We start from the raw sequence: 17214 nt of genomic DNA, 5'->3' as shown, positions 1-17214 counted from the left end.
CCCCCCGACTGTTCAGAAGGAGGCAGCCCCGAGATGAAACGGAACGTGCTGATCATCGGCGCCGGCGGCGTGGCGCAGGTCGTGGCGCATAAATGCGCGCAGAACAACGACGTTTTGGGCGAGTTGCATATCGCCTCGCGCACCGTCTCGAAATGCGAGGCGATCATCGAGAGCGTCGACGAGAAGGGCGCGATGAAGGTGCCGGGTACCTTCACCGCCCATGCCGTCGATGCCACCGACACCGCCGCCGTCGCGGCGCTGATCCGGCAGACGGGCTGCCAGATCGTCATCAATGTCGGCTCGGCCTTCGTCAACAAATACGTCCTCGACGCCTGCATCGAGACCGGCGCTGCCTATATCGACACCGCGATCCACGAGGAACCGGACAAGATCTGCGAAACCCCGCCGTGGTATGCGAACTACGAATGGAAGAAGCGCGAGGCCTGCGCCGAGAAGGGCGTGACCGCGGTGCTGGGCGCCGGCTTCGATCCGGGCGTCGTCAATGCCTATGCCCGGCTGGCGGCGGACGACTACATCGACGAGATCAGCTCGATCGACATCGTCGACATCAATGCCGGCAGCCACGGCAAGTATTTCGCCACCAATTTCGACCCCGAGATCAACTTCCGCGAATTCACCGGCAGCGTCTATGCCTGGCAGGGCGGCGAATGGACCGAGAACAAGATGTTCGAGGTCGGTCGCGAATGGGACCTGCCGGTGGTCGGCACCCAGAAGGCCTATATGTCGGGCCATGACGAGATCCACTCGCTGGCGAGCAACTATCCCAAGGCCGACGTGCGGTTCTGGATGGGCTTCGGCGACCATTACATCAACGTCTTCACCGTGCTGAAGAACCTCGGCCTGCTGTCCGAACAGCCGGTCAAGACCGCCGAGGGGCAGGAGGTGATCCCGCTCAAGGTGGTCAAGGCCGTGCTGCCCGACCCGGCCAGCCTGGCGCCGGGCTATACCGGCAAGACCTGCATCGGCGACCTGGTCAAGGGCACCAAGGACGGCAAGCCGGCCGAGGTGTTCATCTACAACGTCGCCGATCACAAGGACGCCTATAACGAGGTCGGCAGCCAGGGCATCTCCTACACCGCCGGGGTGCCGCCGGTCGCCGCCGCGATCCTGATCGCCAAGGGCGACTGGGATGTCGGCAAGATGGTCAATGTCGAAGAGCTCGACCCGCACCCGTTCCTCGGCCTGCTGAACCACATGGGGCTGCAGACCTCGATCCGCGACGCGGATGGCGAGCGCGAGCTGAGCTTCGACTGAGCCGCGGCGCTGCCACGCCGCGCCTGCGCCCGCCCTTTTCGAGAGGGCGGGCGCTTTTCGTGGACGGGGGTCGCGCAGGCCCGCTAGTCTGATCCCATCGGCGCGCGGGCGCGGAGTTGCGACGACCGCGGCTTCTTGAAGGGCGACACATCGCTGTCATATGCGCGGCGCACTGTGAAAGCCGACAGCCGGGAGTGGCCATGATCGTCGCATCCGAAATCCCCTCTACCACCGGTACCGCGCGGCGGCTGCACGGGCAGCTGGCGGCGATCCGGACCGCGTTGCGCGCGGAGGCCGAGGCGACGCTCGCGGCCTGGGAGCCAGCGCTGGAACGCGCGGCCTTCCGGTCCTCGGCGCGCAACCTGGCCGATTACCTCGCCCTGCGCTCGGTCGATCTGCGGCCGTTGCAGGACGATCTGCTGGCGCTGGGCCTGTCGTCGCTGGGCCGCTGCGAAGCCCATGTCGGCCCCTCGCTCGATGCGGTGATCTCGGTGCTGGCGGCGCTGGCCGGGATGGCGCCCGAACCGGGGCCGGCGCCGGCGGATTTCGAGCGCGCGCAGCAGGTCATCGCGGCGCGGCGGGATGCGCTGTTCGGCCCCCGCTCCGACGGGCCGGAGACGCGGGTCATGGTGACCTTGCCGACCGAGGCCGCCGAGAACCCCGACCTGATCCGCCGGCTGATCGCCGCCGGGGCCGATTGCGTCCGGATCAACTGCGCCCATGACGGGCCCGAGGCCTGGCAGGCGATGGTCGGCCATACCCGCGCTGCGGCGCGGGAAGCGGGGCGCGAGATCCGGGTGGCGATGGACCTGGGCGGGCCCAAGGTGCGGATCGAACGGATCGAGGCCGAGAAGAAGCCGCGCCTGTTCCGCGGCGACCGCTTCCTGCTGGCCAAGACGCCGGATGCCGATGCCGGCGGGCGGGTGCTGGCGACGCTCAGCCATCCGCAACTGATCGACCACCTGCGGGCCGACAGCGAGATCTGGATCGACGACGGCAAGATCGGCGCCCGGGTGATCGAGCGGGCGCCGAGCCATGCCGTGCTGGAAGTCACCAGCGCCCGCGACAAGGGGGTGAAGCTGAAGCCCGAGAAGGGCGTCAACCTGCCCGGCGTCGACATCGACATCCCGGCCCTGACCGCCGCCGATCTGGCTGCACTCGATACGGTGATGCAACATGCCGACATCGTCGGCTTCTCCTTCGTCCAGACGCCCGAGGACGTCCGCGACCTGATCGCAGCGATGGAAGAGCGGCGGGAGGAGCGCGACCTGCCGGCGCTGATGCTGAAGATCGAGACCCAGCTGGCGGTGCGCAACCTGCCGCGGCTGATCGTGCAGGCCGGCGGGGCGCTGCCGGTGGCGGTGATGATCGCGCGCGGCGACCTCGCGGTCGAGATCGGGCTGGAACGGATGTCGGAGATCCAGGAGGAACTGCTGTGGCTGTGCGAGGCGGCGCAGGTGCCGGTGGTCTGGGCGACGCAGGTGCTGGACGGGCTGCTCAAGGAGGGCCATGCCAGCCGGGCCGAGGCCACCGACGCGGCGATGAGCCAGCGCGCCGAATGCGTGATGCTGAACAAGGGCGCCTATCTGCCCGAGGCGGTGCAGATGCTGCGCGGCATCCTCGGCCGCATGGACCGCCACCAGTCGAAGAAGATGGCGCGGCTGGGCCCGCTGGGTTCGTGGCGCGCGCGGCAGGAGCTCTAGGCGTCTGACGCCAGCCAGTCCTGCGCCTTGGCGCGGATGTCGTCGGGCACCGGCCTGGCCCGTCTCTCGGTCAGCGACATCAGCACGCATTTGAAGCGGGTCTCGAAGGCCAGCCCCCGGTCGCGCGCGCGGTAGAGCCGGTGGCGGAAGGTCATGGACTTGGTGCCGATCTCGAGCACCTCGGTCTCGAGATAGATCGACTCGCCGGCCGTCAGCTCGGCGCGAAAATCGCTCTCGGCACGGACCACGGCGAAGGACAGGCGGCGCCCGTCGCGCATGTCCTCGGCCGTCAGCCCCAGTTCGGACTGGAAGGCGAAGACGCCGTCGGAACAGGCGGCGAAGTAGCGCGAGACGTTCATGTGGCCGAGGAAATCGCAGTCGGCGGGGTCGACGACCGAGCGGAAGGTGAGCATGGCGGGCACGGGCGGTCTCCTCGGACAGGGCTGTTCCCGCTTCATCATAGGCCGCCGCCGGGGGCAGGCCAGCAAAGACGGGACAGCAAGGACGGGCCAGCAAGGACGGGACAGAAAAGAAATGGCCCCGGGCCGAACCGCCTGTCGCGGTCTGGCCCGGGGCCCCTGTCTCACACCGTCCGGCCGGATCAGCCGATCGCGGCGGCCTTCACGTCATCGTCGATATGCGGGACGTATTGGGCGAAGTTGTCGGCGAACATCTTGACCAGCTTGGCCGCCTGGCGGTCATAGGCGGCGTGGTCGTCCCAGGTCCGGCGCGGGTCGAGCAGGACATCGGCCACGCCCGGGGCCGCGACCGGCACCTCGAAGCCGAAATTCGGGTCCTTGCGGAACTCGGCCTCGTTCAGCGAGCCGTCCAGCGCCGCGGTCAGCAGCGCCCGGGTCGCCCGGATCGGCATCCGCGAGCCGACGCCGTAGGCGCCGCCGGTCCAGCCGGTATTGACCAGCCAGCACGACGCGCCGTGCTCGGCGATCTTTTCCTGCAGCAACTTGCCGTAGACCTCGGGCCGGCGCGGCATGAACGGCGCGCCGAAGCAGGTCGAGAAGGTCGGCTCGGGCTCGGTCACGCCCTTCTCGGTGCCGGCCACCTTGGCGGTAAAGCCCGACAGGAAGTGGTACATCGCCTGCGCCGGGGTTAGCCGCGCGATCGGCGGCAGCACGCCGAAGGCGTCGCAGGTCAGCATGATGATGTTCTTCGGATGGCCCGCCAGCCCGGTCTCGGAGGCGTTCGAGATGTAGTGCAGCGGATAGGCGCAGCGCATGTTCGCCGTCAGGCTGTCATCCTCGAAATCCAGTTCCTTGGTCTGGGGATCGAAGACCATGTTCTCGACCACGGTGCCGAATTTCTCGGTCGTGGCGTAGATCTCGGGCTCGTGCTCGGGATTGAGGTTGATGGTCTTGGCGTAGCAGCCGCCCTCGAAGTTGAAGATGCCCTTGTCCGACCAGCCATGCTCGTCATCGCCGATCAGGGTGCGGCTCGGGTCGGCCGACAGCGTCGTCTTGCCCGTGCCCGACAGGCCGAAGAACACCGCGGCGTCGTTCGGATCGTCATTGGCGTGGTTGGCCGAGCAGTGCATCGGCATCACGCCCTTGCCCGGCAGGATGTAGTTGAGCAGGGTGAAGACCGATTTCTTGATCTCGCCGGCATATTCGGTGTCGGCGATCAGGATCAGCTTCTTGTCGAAGTTCAGCGCGACGACGGTCTTGGTGCGGCAGCCGTGACGCTCGGGGTCGGCCTTGAAGCTGGGGCAGTTGATGATGGTGAACTCGGGCAGGAAGCTGTCGAGCTCCTCGCGCGCCGGGCGGCGCAGCAGGTGGCGCGAGAACAGCGCGTGCCAGGCCATCTCGGTCACCACGCGGACGTCGAGCCGGTGCTCGGGATCGGCGCCGCCGTAGAGATCGGAGACGAAGACGTCGCGGCCCTCGAGATGCGCGATCATGTCGGCCTGGAGCCGGTCGAAGGCCTCGGGGTCCATCGGCTTGTTGTTCTCCCACCAGATCGAGTCCTCGACCGTGGGGGTGCGCACCACGAACTTGTCCTTGGGCGAGCGGCCGGTATGGACGCCGGTCTCGACGAGGAAGGCGCCCCCGTTGCCCAGCGTGCCTTCCTTGCGCTTGAGCGCGGCCTCGATCAGCGCGGGCTCCATCAGGTTGTAATAGACATTGCCCAGTCCGCCAATGCCCTGATCTTCCAGGCGATGCGCCGGGTTCACGCGTCCATTTGTCATCTGCAAGCTCCCAGTGCCGCTTGCGCGGCTCTTCAAATAAAAGGTGCGGCGCAGGGGGCCAACTCGGCGCCGATCGATCCGGCAGGGGACCGACAAAGGCCCTATAGCATGACGGTTCTGCGAAGGAACAGGAACCTTTGCCACAGTTAGCGCAACCAAGTTCAAGATAGCGCAACCATCCCGCGAAGGTGAGACATATTAGTCAAAGGTTACGATTTTTCGAGTCTGCTGGATCCGTGTCAACGCTCTGATTCGCAGTTTGCAGTTGATTCCGGTGCGCGGAATTCGGACAATGTGGCAAAAAGCGGGCACAGATCAGAGCAGTATGGGGATTAGTGTTATGTCGAGGATCGCACTCGTCGATGACGATCGAAATATCCTGACCTCGGTTTCGATGACCCTCGAGGCCGAGGGGTTCGAGGTGGATACCTACAATGACGGCCAGTCGGCGCTGGATGCGTTCAACAAGCGCCTGCCGGACATGGCCGTGCTGGACATCAAGATGCCGCGGATGGACGGGATGGACCTGCTCCAGCGGCTGCGCCAGAAGACGTCGATGCCGGTGATTTTCCTGACCTCGAAGGATGACGAGATCGACGAGGTCCTGGGCCTGCGCATGGGCGCGGACGATTACGTCAAGAAGCCGTTCTCGCAGCGCCTGCTGGTCGAACGCATCCGGGCGCTGCTGCGCCGGCAGGAGGCGATCGCCGGGGACGAGGTGGCGACCACCGAAGAGACCAAGGTGATGGAGCGTGGCAGCCTGCGCATGGACCCGCTGCGCCACGCGGTGAGCTGGAAGGGGCTGGACGTGTCGCTGACCGTCACCGAGTTCCTGCTGCTCCAGGCGCTGGCCCAGCGGCCCGGCTTCGTCAAGAGCCGCGACCAGTTGATGGACATCGCCTATGACGATCAGGTCTATGTCGACGACCGCACGATCGACAGCCACATCAAGCGGCTGCGCAAGAAGATGCGCTCGGTCGACCCGGATTTCTCGGCGATCGAGACGCTTTACGGTATCGGTTACAGATATAACGAAGAATGACGATCGCTTCGCGGATTGACACGCGCGACTCGAAATCCACGGCCAAGCCCGATGTGGTGCTGGGCGAGGATTGGGTCGGCACCGACGCCGACCCGGATACCCGGGCGCGGCGGCGGCGGTCCGGGCTTGTCTCGCTGAATCGCTCGCCGCTGGCGCGCAAGATCATCACCTTCAATTTGATGGCGCTGATCTTGCTGGTCGCGGGGGTGCTCTATCTCAACCCGTTCCGCGAAAGCCTGCTGGCGCAGCGCGCGACCGGGCTGACCAACGAGACCCGGCTGATCGCCAATCTGGTCGCCGACCGGTTGCCGCAGGACGGGCCGGTTTCGGGCGCCGCGGCGCAGGCGGCGCTTGCCGGGGCCGATCTGTCCACCGGGGTCATCGTCCAGGTCTTCGATCCCGCCGGGGCGCGGGTGGCGCAGGTCGACGGGCCGGCGCCGCAGCCGGCGCCCGAGGGCGGCGTGACGATCATCAGCGATTTCCTCAACTCGGTCTGGGCCGGGATTTCCGATCTCCTGGCCCCGCGCCACGGGCTGAACCGCGACCGCGATCCGGCGGCGCAGGCGCAGGCCCTAGTGGCGGCCGCGGCCGGGGGCGAGATCCGGGTCGGCAGCGGGCGCGACTCCGCCGGCAACACCATTCTTTCGGTCGCCGCGCCGATCCTGCGCGACGGCCAGATGCTGGGCGTGGTCACTGTCACCGGCGCGGCCGGTGAGATCGACCGGCTGGTCCGGCACGAGCGCGAGCAGATCCTGCAGATGTTCGTCATCGCCATCCTGGTGTCGATCGGCCTCAGCCTCGTGCTCGCCTCGACCATCGCCAACCCGCTCTCCGACCTCGCCGCCGCGGCCGAGCTGGGCCGCGACCGCCAGGCGCGCAAGATGGATCCCGGCCGGGTGCGCATCCCCGATCTCGCGGCGCGCCCGGACGAGATCGGCCGGCTCTCGGTCGCGATGCGCGGCATGGTCGGGGCGCTCTACGACCGGATCGACGCCAACGAGCAATTCGCCGCCGACGTCGCGCACGAGATCAAGAACCCGCTGGCCAGCCTGCGCTCGGCCGTGGCCTCGCTGCGCCTGACCAAGCGCGAGGATCACCGCGACAAGCTGCTGTCGGTGATCGACCACGACGTGCGCCGGCTCGACCGGCTGGTGAGCGACATCTCCAACGCCTCGCGGCTCGACAGCGAGCTGGTCAAGGAGGACGAGGAAGAGTTCAACCTGCTCAAGATGATGGGCGCCCTGGCCGAGCATCTGGGCCAGCAGGCGGCGAGCCGCGGGGTGGACTTCATCGCCGACCTGCCGCCCGAACCGATCATGATCCACGGCCTCGAAGGGCGGCTGGCACAGGTCTTCGTCAACCTGATCACCAACGCGATCTCGTTCTGCGAAGAGGGCGACGCGGTCCGCGTCTGGGCCCGCAAGCGCGAGAACCGGGTGCTGATCGTGGTCGAGGATACCGGGCCGGGGATTCCGGAGCAGGCGCTGGGCAAGGTCTTCAAGCGGTTCTATTCCGAACGGCCGCCGGGCCAGTTCGGCGATCACTCGGGGCTCGGCCTGGCGATCTCGAAGCAGATCGTCGAGGCGCATGGCGGCGTGATCTGGGCCGAGAACATCCGCCCGACCGATGCCGACATCACTTCGGACCCGCTCGGCGCCCGTTTCGTGGTGGGCCTGCCGGTGTGACACCCGAGCCGTCCGAAGAAACCATCCTCCATGCCAGCTGCGTCGCGGTCTCGGGCCGCGGCGTGCTGATCCTCGGGGCTTCCGGCGCCGGCAAGTCGGGGCTGGCGCTGCAGCTGATGGCGCTGGGGGCGGAGCTGGTCGCGGACGACCGCACAAGGGTGATCCGCCGCGACGATAGCGTCATCGCCCGCGCCCCCGCCGCCATCGCCGGCCGGATCGAGGCGCGCGGCCTGGGTATCCTCGGCGCCGAGGCGCTGGCCGAGGCGCCGGTCCGCCTGGTCGTCGATCTCGACCGGCCCGAACCCGACCGGCTGCCGCCGCTGCGCGAATACCGGCTGCTGGGCCTGGCGGTGCCACTGTGTCACAGGTCCGAAACGGTCCATTTTCCTGCCGCGATCATACAATATGTAAGGGGAGGACGGATCGCGTGAGGAAAGGCCGGGGATGACACAGGACCGCGAAGAGCACCGGGTCGTGCTGGTGACGGGGCCTTCGGGCGCCGGGCGCTCGACGGCGATCCATGCCTTCGAGGACCTCGGTTACGAGGTGATCGACAACCTGCCCTTTTCGCTGGTGCCGCGGCTGCTGGAAGGGCCGCCGCTGGTCCGGCCGCTCGCCCTGGGCATCGACGTCCGCAACCGCGACTTCAGCGCCGCCGGCCTGATCGAGCTGATCGACCGGCTGACCGCGCGGCCCGATATCACGCCCGAGGTGCTGTTCATCGATTGCAGCAGCGACGAGCTGATCCGGCGCTATTCCCAGACACGCCGCCGCCACCCTTTGTCGCCGGGCGACGAACCGGCGCAGGGCATCGCGCGCGAGATCGACCTGCTGGCGCCGATCCGGGTGCGGGCCGACGTCCTTATCGACACATCCGAGATGACGCCGCACGACCTGCGCGCCGAGATCGGGCGCTGGTACGACAAGGGCGGGACGGCGCGGCTGGCGGTTTCGGTCCAGTCCTTCTCGTACAAGCGCGGGGTGCCGCGCGGGGTCGACATGATCTTCGACTGCCGCTTCCTGCAGAACCCGCATTGGGAGCCGGAGCTGCGCGACCTCGACGGCCGCGACCTGGCGGTCGCCGATTACGTCGAGGCCGATGCGCGCTTCGAGGAGTTCTTCCGGCTGCTGACCGAGATGTTCGAGCTGCTGCTGCCGGCGCAGCTGGACGAGGGCAAGCCGCATTTCTCGATCGGCTTCGGCTGCTCCGGCGGCCAGCATCGTTCTGTCGCGGTGGCCGAAAAACTGGCCAAGGCGCTTGCGGATCGGGGATGGCAAGTGTCTAAACGGCACAGGGAACTGGAACGGCGGGCCACGGTGGCGCGCACGGGATCGGCGGGGTAGCGGGGCGTGATCGGGATCGTGATCGTCGCACATGGGGGCTTGGCGCGCGAGTATCTCGCCGCCGTCGAGCATGTCGTGGGCGCCCAGCCCGGCATCCGCGCGATCTCGATCGAGGACGACCATGACCGCAGCGCCAAGCAGGCCGAGATCTGCCGGGCGGCGGACGAGGTCGACGACGGCTCGGGCGTGGTGGTGGTGACCGACATGTTCGGTTCGTCGCCATCGAATCTCAGCCTGCGCGCCTGCGTCCCCACCGACCGGCGGATCCTCTACGGCGCAAATCTGCCGATGCTGGTGAAACTGGCGAAATCGCGCCGGCTGTCCGTGCCCGCGGCGGTGAAGGCCGCGATGGAGGCCGGGCGCAAATATATCGACAGCGTCGATGTCGACGGAGGGCAGGAAGAGTGATGGCTGACAAGGTCTTGCGCATCATCAACGAGAAGGGGCTGCATGCCCGCGCCTCGGCGAAATTCGTCGAGCTGGTCGAGGCGCATGACGCCGCGGCCGAGGTCTCGAAGGACGGGATGAGCGTTTCGGGCGATTCCATCATGGGCCTTTTGATGTTGGCAGCGTCGCGCGGAACCTCTATTGAAGTTCGGACCAGCGGACCGGAGGCCGACAAGCTGGCGGATGCCCTTGAAGCCTTGGTGGCGGACCGGTTCGGGGAAGAGTTTTGACGACGGGCGGGCCGCGCCTGGAAGGACCGAAGATCCGTGACTGACCACGTCCATCACTCGAACAGCAACTATGTCGGCGATCCCGACTACAAGCCTTACGACAAGCGGCGGCTGTCCTATGCCGGCACCTTCACCGACCCGCGCAAGGCCAACACCATCCGCACCATCGAATGGCTGACCGGCAAGCTGACCCTGCTGCGCCTGATCCGCCAGTTCGAGGCCCGCGGTCCGGCCTTGGGCGAGGAGTTCTGGCAGCGCACGCTCGACGTGATGGGGATCGACCTGAAGACCCCGGAAGAGCAGATCGCCCGGATCCCGAGGGAGGGCCCGGTGGTGGTGGTGGCCAACCACCCGCACGGGCTGGTCGACGGGCTGGTGATGGGCCGGCTGGTGGCGCGGGTGCGGCAGGACTTCAAGATCCTCACCCGCTCGCTGCTGACCGGCATCGACGAGATCGCCTATCACATGGTGCCGGTGCCCTTCCCGCACGAGGAGAACTCGCTGCAGAAGAGCCTCGAGATGCGGCGCCACGCGATGGAGCATCTGGCCGATGGCGGCGTGGTGATCCTGTTCCCCTCGGGTCAGGTCGCGGCCTCGGAAACCTGGTTCGGCCCGGCGGTCGAGGCCGAGTGGAACCCGTTCACCGCCAAGATGGTGCTGCGCAGCGGGGCGACGGTGCTGCCGATCTATTTCCCGGGCCAGAACTCGCGCTGGTACCAGATCGCCAACCGTATCTCGCCGACCGTCCGCCAGGGGCTGCTCCTGCACGAGATCGCCCATGCGCTGAACAAGCCGCAGGCGCCGGTGATCGGCGCGCCGCTGGCGCCGGAGGAAATCAAGGACTGGTCCTCCAACCCGCGCGGCTTCATGGCCTGGCTGCGCGAAACCACCCTCGCTCTGGGCTGACATTCCGGCCGTGGCCGGGCACGCGGCGCGATGCGCTGCCCGGCGGCCATCAGCCGGCCGCCGCTGTCGCAATTCACAAACACGCCTGCAACAGGGCGCCGATACCGGCTTTTCGGGCTTCCGGCTGTCCTGCGGCAGATGATCGCATCGGGCGCGCGGGCGCCCGCGCACCTGGCTGCAGGCGCGGTAATACGGCGCGTCGGAAATTTAACATCACAATTAGTCACACATATGTGAATGCTTGCGAAATGTCGTGAGCCGTGCAAACGTTGATCGCATGGGAGGAAGCGGCATCCGCACCTTGCCTCGGCAGGGTGAGGAGAATTTGGTGGACTTTGCGCGCTCACGGGGAGGTGAGCGCGCCGAGGGGATTGCGCCGCGATCTGCCTCCCTGACCAACCGGGCCCGGAGGATCAGGGGCCCGATCAACTCGGGAGGAATCATGAAACAGATGACCAACCGCAGGAATGCCCTGCGCACGCTGGCCGCAGCTGGCGCCGCGGGCCTTGCCGCGCCGCATATCGCCTCGGCCCAGGCCAATGGCACGACCTGGAAGATCCAGACCTCCTGGCCCGGTGGGGTCGGGCTGCAGATCTTCAAGGACTGGTGCGCCACCATCGTCGAGAAGACCGGCGGCGAGCTGGCCTTCCAGCCCTTCGGCGCCAATGACGTCGTCGGCGATTTCCAGCTCTATGACGCGGTGAAGAACGGCGTGCTCGACGCTGTCAACCCGTTCACCATCTACGCCCAGGGCATCATTCCGGCCGGGGTGTTCCTGAGCTCCTATCCGCTCGGCCTGCGCAACCCGCACGAGTTCGACGTCTTCTACTACGGCCTCGGCGGGCTCGAGATGGCGCGCGAGCTCTACGCCGCGCAGGGGATGCATTTCGTCGGCCCGGTCCATCACGGCCCGAACATCATCCACTCGAAGGTGCCGATCCGCTCGATCGACGACTTCCGCGGCCGCAAGATGCGGCTGCCGGGCGGCATGGTGGCCGAGGTCTTCGGCGAGATCGGGGCCGAGACCACGGTTCTGCCGGGCTCGGAGATCTTCCCGGCGCTGGAAAAGGGCACCATCGACGTCGCCGACTATGTCGGCCCGGCGGTGAACTACGCGCTCGGCTTCAGCCAGGTGACCAAGTACATCTCGATGGGCCCGCCCGGCATGATGTCGCTCTACCAGCCGGTCGACATCATGGACATCACCGTCGGCATGGACGCCTGGAACAAGCTCAGCCCGCAGATGCAGCAGTTCGTCGAGATGGAGACCCAGGTCTATTCCAACCATCACCACGCGATGATCCAGAAGGCCGACCAGGAGGCCTGGGCCAAGTTCGAGGCCGACGGCACCGAGGTCACGCGCCTGAGCCAGGACGACGTCGAACTGATGACCGAGGTCGCGGTGCCGATCTGGTTCAAGTACGCCAACCGCGACAAGGCGAGTGCCCGGATCTTCAAGACCCAGCTCGACTACATGATGTCCGGCTCGCTTGGCTACGTGACGCCCGATCTGGTCGACGGGCTCGAACTCAAGCTCTGACGGCGTTCGCGCCATGCAAGATGCGGGCCTGCGCGGGGGACGCGCGGGCCCGTTACAGCTGACGGCCGGGCGGGTGTCCGGCAACGGGGGGAGGGCCATGCCCAACATCGATTTCACCTTGCCGCACTGGGCCTACTGGGCGGGGTTGATCCTGTTCCCGCTGGTCGCGGCGGCGCTGGCCAACCGGCCGCGCAAGACCGAGCGGCGCTATTCGCTCAGCTTGGGCTATTTCATCCTGGTCACCGGCGGCATGCTCGGGCTGCACCGCTTCTACCTGAAGAACCTGCTCGGGCTGCTGTTCATCCCGGTCTTCGTCGCCATCCTCTATGCCAATTCGCAGGGCCACGACGCCCGGGGCACCCTGTCCAACATGGCCAACGCTGTGCGCCAGGCCGAACGCGTCATCGAGCGCGAGACCGACCGGGTGAAGACGGCCGAGGCCGATCTGCCGGACCTGCGTCAGAAGCTGGCCGAGGTCGAGCAGGGCAGCTTTGCCGAGCGCCGGGCGCAGCGCAATCTCGAGCGCGCCGAGCAGCGGATCAAGGACGGGCGCGCCCGCATCGCCGAGGCCGAGACCACGCTGGCGGATGACCGTCCGGCGATGGCGGCGGCGCAAGCGCAGCTGGCGCGCTGGCGCAACGTTTCCAAATACGCCTTCTGGCTGATCCTCGCCGCGCTCGGCATCGACGCGCTGCTGATGCCGATGATGGTGGGCCGCGCCAATGCACGGTTGCCCGTGCATGAGGAGGAAAGCGAGGTCGAGCGCGCGCTCGAGGCGCTGGAAGAGGAGGAGACGGCGGAGGACTCGCGCCACGTCTCGACCGGCTGGACCGGCTGGATCGACCGGCTGTCGCTGCGCGCCGGCGAATTCGTCAGCTACTGGGCGATCATCGCCGTCTTCGTCTACTATTTCGAGGTCATCAGCCGCTACGTCTTCAACAGCCCGACCAACTGGGCGCACGAGGCGATGTACCTGATGTTCGGGATGCAATACCTGATCGCCGGTGCCTACGCGATGCTGACCGAGAGCCATGTCCGGGTCGACATCTTCTACGCGCCGCTGTCGAAGCCGCGCAAGGCCTGGGTCGACCTGCTGACCTCGGTCTTCTTCTTCATCTTCGCCGGCACGCTGCTGGTCACCTCGTGGATCTTCGCCTTCGACGCCATCGCCGTGCCCACCGGCAACGGCCTGGTCTCGGACTGGGCGCGGGGCGAGATCGGCGCCGGCCAGATGATCGCCAACTGGAACATGGCGCAATGGACCGACCCCAATATCCGCTGGGGCGAGATCAGCTTCAACGAATGGGAGGTGCCTCTTTGGCCGATGAAATGGGTCATGGTGATCGGCGCCCTGCTGCTGGTGCTGCAGGGCATATCGAAATTCGCGAAAGACGTGCGCGCCGTGATGGGCAGGGGCTGAGCCATGGGACTTGAGATCGGAATCGAGTGGCTCACACTCATCATGTTCGGCTCGCTGGTGGTGCTGCTGATGGCAGGGCTGCCGCTGGCCTTCGTCACCGGCGGCCTCGCCTGCGTCTTCCTCTTCGTGCTGGGCGACGAACGGGCGCTGAACATCGTGCCCAGCCGCATCTTCCCGCTGATGACGAATTACCAGCTCTCGGCGATTCCGTTGTTCATCTTCATGGCCTCGATGCTCGAGAGGGCGGGGATCATCAACGAGATGTTCGACGTCATCTACAAGGTGCTGGGTGGCGTTCGCGGCGGGCTGGCGGCGGCGACCATCATCGCCTCGACCGTTCTGGCGGCGATGGTCGGCGTGATCGGCGCGGCGGTGGTGACGATGGGGATCATCGCCCTGCCGGCGATGCTCAAGCGCGGCTACGATCCCAAGATCGCGATGGGCTCGATCATGGCCGGCGGCACGCTGGGCATCCTGATCCCGCCGTCGATCCTGGCCATCATCTACGCCGTCGTCGCCGAGCAGTCGGTGGGCGAGCTGTTCATCGGCGCCGTCATTCCGGGGCTGCTGCTGTCGGGCATGTATGTCGCCTATGTCATCCTGCGCTGCACCATCAATCCCGACATGGGGCCGCCGATCCCGATGGAGGAACGGGTCTCGACGGCCGAGAAGTTCCGGCTGATGGGCAACATGTCGGCGCCGATCTCGCTGATCGTCATCGTGCTGGGGGTGATCTTCACCGGCGTCGCGACGCCGGTCGAGGCCGCCGGCATCGGCACCTTCGGCGCGATCATCGTCGCCGCCATCCACCGCAAGCTGGACTGGCAGACGATCCGCGAGGCCGCCCTGACCACGCTCAAGGCCTCGGCCATGGTGATCTGGATCATGTTCGGCGCGACGATCTTCGTCGGGCTCTACGTGCTCGAGGGCGGGCAGGAATTCGTCCAGAACGCGCTGCAGGCCACCGGCCTCGGCCCCTGGGGTATCCTGATCATCATGCAGATCGTGCTGATCATCCTCGGCATGTTCCTCGACTGGGTCGGCATCCTGCTGCTCTGCGTGCCGATCTTCGTGCCGATCATCAAGGCGCTGGGGGCGCCGGCCTTCGGCCTGACCGACCCCGACGACCTCGTGCTGTGGTTCGGCGTGCTCTACCTCGTCAACATGCAGATGAGCTTCCTGTCGCCGCCCTTCGGCTATGCCCTGTTCTACCTGCGCGGCGTGGCCCCGCCCGAGATCCCGATGGGCGACATCTTCCGCTCGGCACTGCCGTTCCTGGCGCTGCAGGTGGTCGGGCTGGTGCTGTGCATGGTCTTCCCCGAGATCATCATCTGGCTGCCCAGGCTGGTCTACGGCTGAGACGACAAAGCGGCCCGGAGACGGGCCGCTTTTCCGATCCGCTGGATCGCAAGAGAGGATGGACGAAGGCTGCCGGGGTCCGACGGGACCTCGGCAGTTCGCTTTCGGGGGCTCAGCGCGTCGGCACCGGGGTCTCGCCGCGATAGTCGTAGAAGCCGCGGCTCGTCTTGCGGCCCAGCCAGCCGGCCTCGACATATTTCACCAGCAGCGGGCAGGGCCGGTACTTGGTGTCGGCCAGCCCGTCATGCAGCACGTTCATGATCGCCAGGCAGGTGTCGAGGCCGATGAAATCGGCCAGTTCCAGCGGCCCCATCGGGTGGTTGGCGCCGAGCTTCATCGACTCGTCGATCGAGCGCACGTTGCCGACGCCCTCGTAGAGCGTATAGACCGCCTCGTTGATCATCGGCATCAGGATGCGGTTGACGATGAAGGCGGGGAAATCCTCGGCGCTGGCGGCGGTCTTGCCCAGCCGCTCGACCACGGCCAGCAGCGTCTCGTAGGTGGCGGTATCGGTGGCGATGCCACGGATCAGCTCGACCAGCTGCATCACCGGCACCGGGTTCATGAAGTGGAAGCCCATGAACTTCTCGGGCCGGTCGGTGCGGCTCGCCAGCCGGGTGATCGAGATCGAAGAGGTGTTCGAGGTCAGGATCGTCTCGGGCTTGAGATGCGGCTGCAGGTCCTCGAAGATCGCCTGCTTGACGGTCTCGCGCTCGGTCGCGGCCTCGATCACCAGGTCGGTCGGGCCCAGGTCGGCCAGCGTCAGCGTGGTGCGGATGCGGCCCAGGGCGGCGGCCTTGTCCTCGGCCGAGATCTTGTCGCGGCTGACCTGCCGCTCCATGTTGCGGTCGATCAGCGCCAGCGCCTTGTCGAGGCCCTCCTGGCTGATATCGTTGAGCAGCACGTCATATCCCGCAAGGGCGAAGACATGGGCGATGCCGTTGCCCATCTGGCCCGCTCCGACGATCCCGACCGACTTGATATCCATGCTTCTCCGTCCCCGGTTTGCGTTTCGCCCGACCATATGCGGGGCCGGGCCGCAGGCGCAAGCCGGGGCGGAGGTGTAAGCCCGCGGGATCGCCAAAATTCGCGTCGATTTTTCTCCTTAGCCCTTTGGAAACCCCCGGCGGTCAAGCTGGAGGACGAAGCGAATCGAGTGACGGACCGGGGGGCGGCCATGAGTATCGAGACACACGCTGTAGGGGCGCTGGACTATCAACCCTGCCACTACGGCAGTTCCAGGCTGGTATTTCGCGGCCCGGCGCATGAGTTGGCGGGCCGCTATTGCGCGGTGCTGGGCGGCAACGAAACCTACGGCCGGTTCGTCGAGCGGCCCTATCCGGCGCTGATCGAGGCGGCCACCGGCCTGGGGATGGTGAACCTGGGCTGCATGAATGCGGGGCTCGATGTCTATCTCAACGATTCCGGGGTGCTGGAGATCTGCGGTGGCGCCAGGGTGGCGGTTCTGCAGCTCACCGGGGCGCAGAACATGACCAACCGCTTCTACGCCGTCCATCCGCGCCGCAACGATCGCTTCCTGCGCGCCTCGCCGCAGATGCGGGCGATCTATCCCGAGGTCGACTTCACCGATTTCAACTTCACGCGCCACATGCTGCTCAGCCTGCAGCAGCTGTCGGCCGAACGGTTCGACCTGGTGGTGGAAGAGCTCAAGGCCGCCTGGGTGGCGCGGATGAAGACCTTGCTTGGCCGGCTTCCGTCACCGGTGGTGCTGCTCTGGGCGGCCGATCGCGCGCCGGGGCCTGCGGCGGCGCCGCAGCTCGACCGCGACCCGCTGTTGATCGACCAGGAGATGATCGCCGAGGTGCGCGGCGCCGCCAGCGATTACGTCGAATGCGTCAGCAGCCCGGCGGCCAAGGCCAAGGGTACCGCCGGCATGGTGTTCTCGGAATTCGACAGCTCGATGGCGGCGGAACTGCCCGGCCCGGCGGTGCATGCCGAGATCGCCGAGGCGCTGGCCCCGGTCCTGCAACGGCTGCTGTGAGGCAAAGCAAAAGGCCCGCCGGGGGCGGGCCTTCGCAATGCGCTTGTGCTCCCTGCCGGGC

General features: G+C 66.9%; 16 protein-coding genes. 13 read left to right on the top strand and 3 right to left on the bottom strand.

Going from position 1 to position 17214, the window contains the following annotated elements; translation table 11 throughout:
• Positions 1-33 precede the first annotated feature (33 nt).
• Both ACFOES_RS17070 and ACFOES_RS17065 read left to right on the top strand, forming a co-directional pair.
• Complete coding sequence (locus tag ACFOES_RS17070) at positions 34-1275, top strand: saccharopine dehydrogenase NADP-binding domain-containing protein (protein WP_377834575.1); 1242 nt, start codon at positions 34-36, stop codon at positions 1273-1275.
• Positions 1276-1475: 200 nt separating this feature from the next.
• Positions 1476-2978: a pyruvate kinase gene (locus ACFOES_RS17065; protein WP_377834574.1), complete on the top strand. Its 1503-nt coding sequence runs from the start codon at positions 1476-1478 to the stop codon at positions 2976-2978.
• On the opposite strand, the gene ACFOES_RS17060 is transcribed toward ACFOES_RS17065, so the two are convergent.
• Positions 2975-3391, bottom strand: coding sequence for an acyl-CoA thioesterase (locus ACFOES_RS17060; protein ID WP_377834631.1), 417 nt, complete (start codon positions 3389-3391; stop codon positions 2975-2977). The two genes, ACFOES_RS17065 and ACFOES_RS17060, sit on opposite strands and share 4 nt — an antisense overlap.
• A 188-nt stretch (positions 3392-3579) precedes the next feature.
• Positions 3580-5178, bottom strand: a complete 1599-nt coding sequence (locus ACFOES_RS17055) for a phosphoenolpyruvate carboxykinase (RefSeq protein WP_377834573.1) — start codon at positions 5176-5178, stop codon at positions 3580-3582.
• 340 nt (positions 5179-5518) lie between these two features.
• Between ACFOES_RS17055 and ACFOES_RS17050 the strand changes: the two genes are divergently transcribed.
• The 10 genes from ACFOES_RS17050 (at position 5519) to ACFOES_RS17005 (ending at position 15151) form a co-directional block, all read left to right on the top strand.
• Positions 5519-6220, top strand: coding sequence for a response regulator transcription factor (locus ACFOES_RS17050; RefSeq protein WP_377834572.1), 702 nt, complete (start codon positions 5519-5521; stop codon positions 6218-6220).
• Positions 6217-7905, top strand: coding sequence for a sensor histidine kinase (locus ACFOES_RS17045; protein WP_377834571.1), 1689 nt, complete (start codon positions 6217-6219; stop codon positions 7903-7905). The genes ACFOES_RS17050 and ACFOES_RS17045 overlap by 4 nt, the downstream gene beginning before the upstream one ends.
• Positions 7902-8336, top strand: coding sequence for an HPr kinase/phosphorylase (locus ACFOES_RS17040; RefSeq protein WP_377834570.1), 435 nt, complete (start codon positions 7902-7904; stop codon positions 8334-8336). The genes ACFOES_RS17045 and ACFOES_RS17040 overlap by 4 nt, the downstream gene beginning before the upstream one ends.
• A 13-nt stretch (positions 8337-8349) precedes the next feature.
• Positions 8350-9249 (top strand): RNase adapter RapZ, encoded by a 900-nt coding sequence (gene rapZ / locus ACFOES_RS17035; protein ID WP_377834569.1) that lies wholly within the window; start codon positions 8350-8352, stop codon positions 9247-9249.
• Between the two features lie 6 nt (positions 9250-9255).
• Positions 9256-9657: a PTS sugar transporter subunit IIA gene (locus ACFOES_RS17030; RefSeq protein WP_377834568.1), complete on the top strand. Its 402-nt coding sequence runs from the start codon at positions 9256-9258 to the stop codon at positions 9655-9657.
• Positions 9657-9926, top strand: a complete 270-nt coding sequence (locus ACFOES_RS17025) for an HPr family phosphocarrier protein (protein WP_377834567.1) — start codon at positions 9657-9659, stop codon at positions 9924-9926. Before ACFOES_RS17030 ends, ACFOES_RS17025 begins: the two co-directional genes overlap by 1 nt.
• A gap of 36 nt (positions 9927-9962) precedes the next feature.
• The gene (locus tag ACFOES_RS17020; protein WP_377834566.1) at positions 9963-10832 is read left to right on the top strand and encodes a lysophospholipid acyltransferase family protein; all 870 of its coding nucleotides are present in this window, start codon (positions 9963-9965) and stop codon (positions 10830-10832) included.
• Positions 10833-11274: 442 nt separating this feature from the next.
• Positions 11275-12372, top strand: a complete 1098-nt coding sequence (gene dctP / locus ACFOES_RS17015) for a TRAP transporter substrate-binding protein DctP (RefSeq protein ID WP_377834565.1) — start codon at positions 11275-11277, stop codon at positions 12370-12372.
• A 97-nt stretch (positions 12373-12469) separates the two neighbouring features.
• Complete coding sequence (locus ACFOES_RS17010; RefSeq protein WP_377834564.1) at positions 12470-13792, top strand: TRAP transporter small permease subunit; 1323 nt, start codon at positions 12470-12472, stop codon at positions 13790-13792.
• 3 nt (positions 13793-13795) lie between these two features.
• The gene (locus tag ACFOES_RS17005) at positions 13796-15151 is read left to right on the top strand and encodes a TRAP transporter large permease (RefSeq protein WP_377834563.1); all 1356 of its coding nucleotides are present in this window, start codon (positions 13796-13798) and stop codon (positions 15149-15151) included.
• A gap of 112 nt (positions 15152-15263) precedes the next feature.
• Here ACFOES_RS17005 and ACFOES_RS17000 read toward each other — a convergent pair whose 3' ends face one another.
• Positions 15264-16139, bottom strand: coding sequence for a 3-hydroxybutyryl-CoA dehydrogenase (locus ACFOES_RS17000; RefSeq protein ID WP_377834562.1), 876 nt, complete (start codon positions 16137-16139; stop codon positions 15264-15266).
• Between the two features lie 189 nt (positions 16140-16328).
• On the opposite strand from ACFOES_RS17000, the gene ACFOES_RS16995 reads away from it, so the two are divergent.
• Positions 16329-17153: a DUF6473 family protein gene (locus ACFOES_RS16995; RefSeq protein ID WP_377834561.1), complete on the top strand. Its 825-nt coding sequence runs from the start codon at positions 16329-16331 to the stop codon at positions 17151-17153.
• Positions 17154-17214: the final 61 nt, after the last annotated feature.

The sequence above is a fragment of the Acidimangrovimonas pyrenivorans genome (assembly GCF_042643245.1).
Lineage (GTDB): Bacteria > Pseudomonadota > Alphaproteobacteria > Rhodobacterales > Rhodobacteraceae > Acidimangrovimonas > Acidimangrovimonas pyrenivorans.
This window is presented reverse-complemented; position numbering and strand designations above follow the sequence as displayed.

What these genes read in the sequence shown, in the direction of transcription:
- ACFOES_RS17025 (WP_377834567.1), top strand. Translation starts at nt 9,657, where the DNA reads ATGGCTGACAAGGTCTTGCGCATCATCAACGAGAAGGGGCTGCATGCC.
- ACFOES_RS17060 (WP_377834631.1), bottom strand. Translation starts at nt 3,391, where the DNA reads ATGCTCACCTTCCGCTCGGTCGTCGACCCCGCCGACTGCGATTTCCTC.
- dctP (WP_377834565.1), top strand. Translation starts at nt 11,275, where the DNA reads ATGAAACAGATGACCAACCGCAGGAATGCCCTGCGCACGCTGGCCGCA.
- ACFOES_RS17070 (WP_377834575.1), top strand. Translation starts at nt 34, where the DNA reads ATGAAACGGAACGTGCTGATCATCGGCGCCGGCGGCGTGGCGCAGGTC.
- ACFOES_RS17065 (WP_377834574.1), top strand. Translation starts at nt 1,476, where the DNA reads ATGATCGTCGCATCCGAAATCCCCTCTACCACCGGTACCGCGCGGCGG.
- ACFOES_RS17005 (WP_377834563.1), top strand. Translation starts at nt 13,796, where the DNA reads ATGGGACTTGAGATCGGAATCGAGTGGCTCACACTCATCATGTTCGGC.
- ACFOES_RS16995 (WP_377834561.1), top strand. Translation starts at nt 16,329, where the DNA reads ATGAGTATCGAGACACACGCTGTAGGGGCGCTGGACTATCAACCCTGC.
- ACFOES_RS17045 (WP_377834571.1), top strand. Translation starts at nt 6,217, where the DNA reads ATGACGATCGCTTCGCGGATTGACACGCGCGACTCGAAATCCACGGCC.
- ACFOES_RS17055 (WP_377834573.1), bottom strand. Translation starts at nt 5,178, where the DNA reads ATGACAAATGGACGCGTGAACCCGGCGCATCGCCTGGAAGATCAGGGC.
- ACFOES_RS17000 (WP_377834562.1), bottom strand. Translation starts at nt 16,139, where the DNA reads ATGGATATCAAGTCGGTCGGGATCGTCGGAGCGGGCCAGATGGGCAAC.
- ACFOES_RS17010 (WP_377834564.1), top strand. Translation starts at nt 12,470, where the DNA reads ATGCCCAACATCGATTTCACCTTGCCGCACTGGGCCTACTGGGCGGGG.
- rapZ (WP_377834569.1), top strand. Translation starts at nt 8,350, where the DNA reads ATGACACAGGACCGCGAAGAGCACCGGGTCGTGCTGGTGACGGGGCCT.
- ACFOES_RS17050 (WP_377834572.1), top strand. Translation starts at nt 5,519, where the DNA reads ATGTCGAGGATCGCACTCGTCGATGACGATCGAAATATCCTGACCTCG.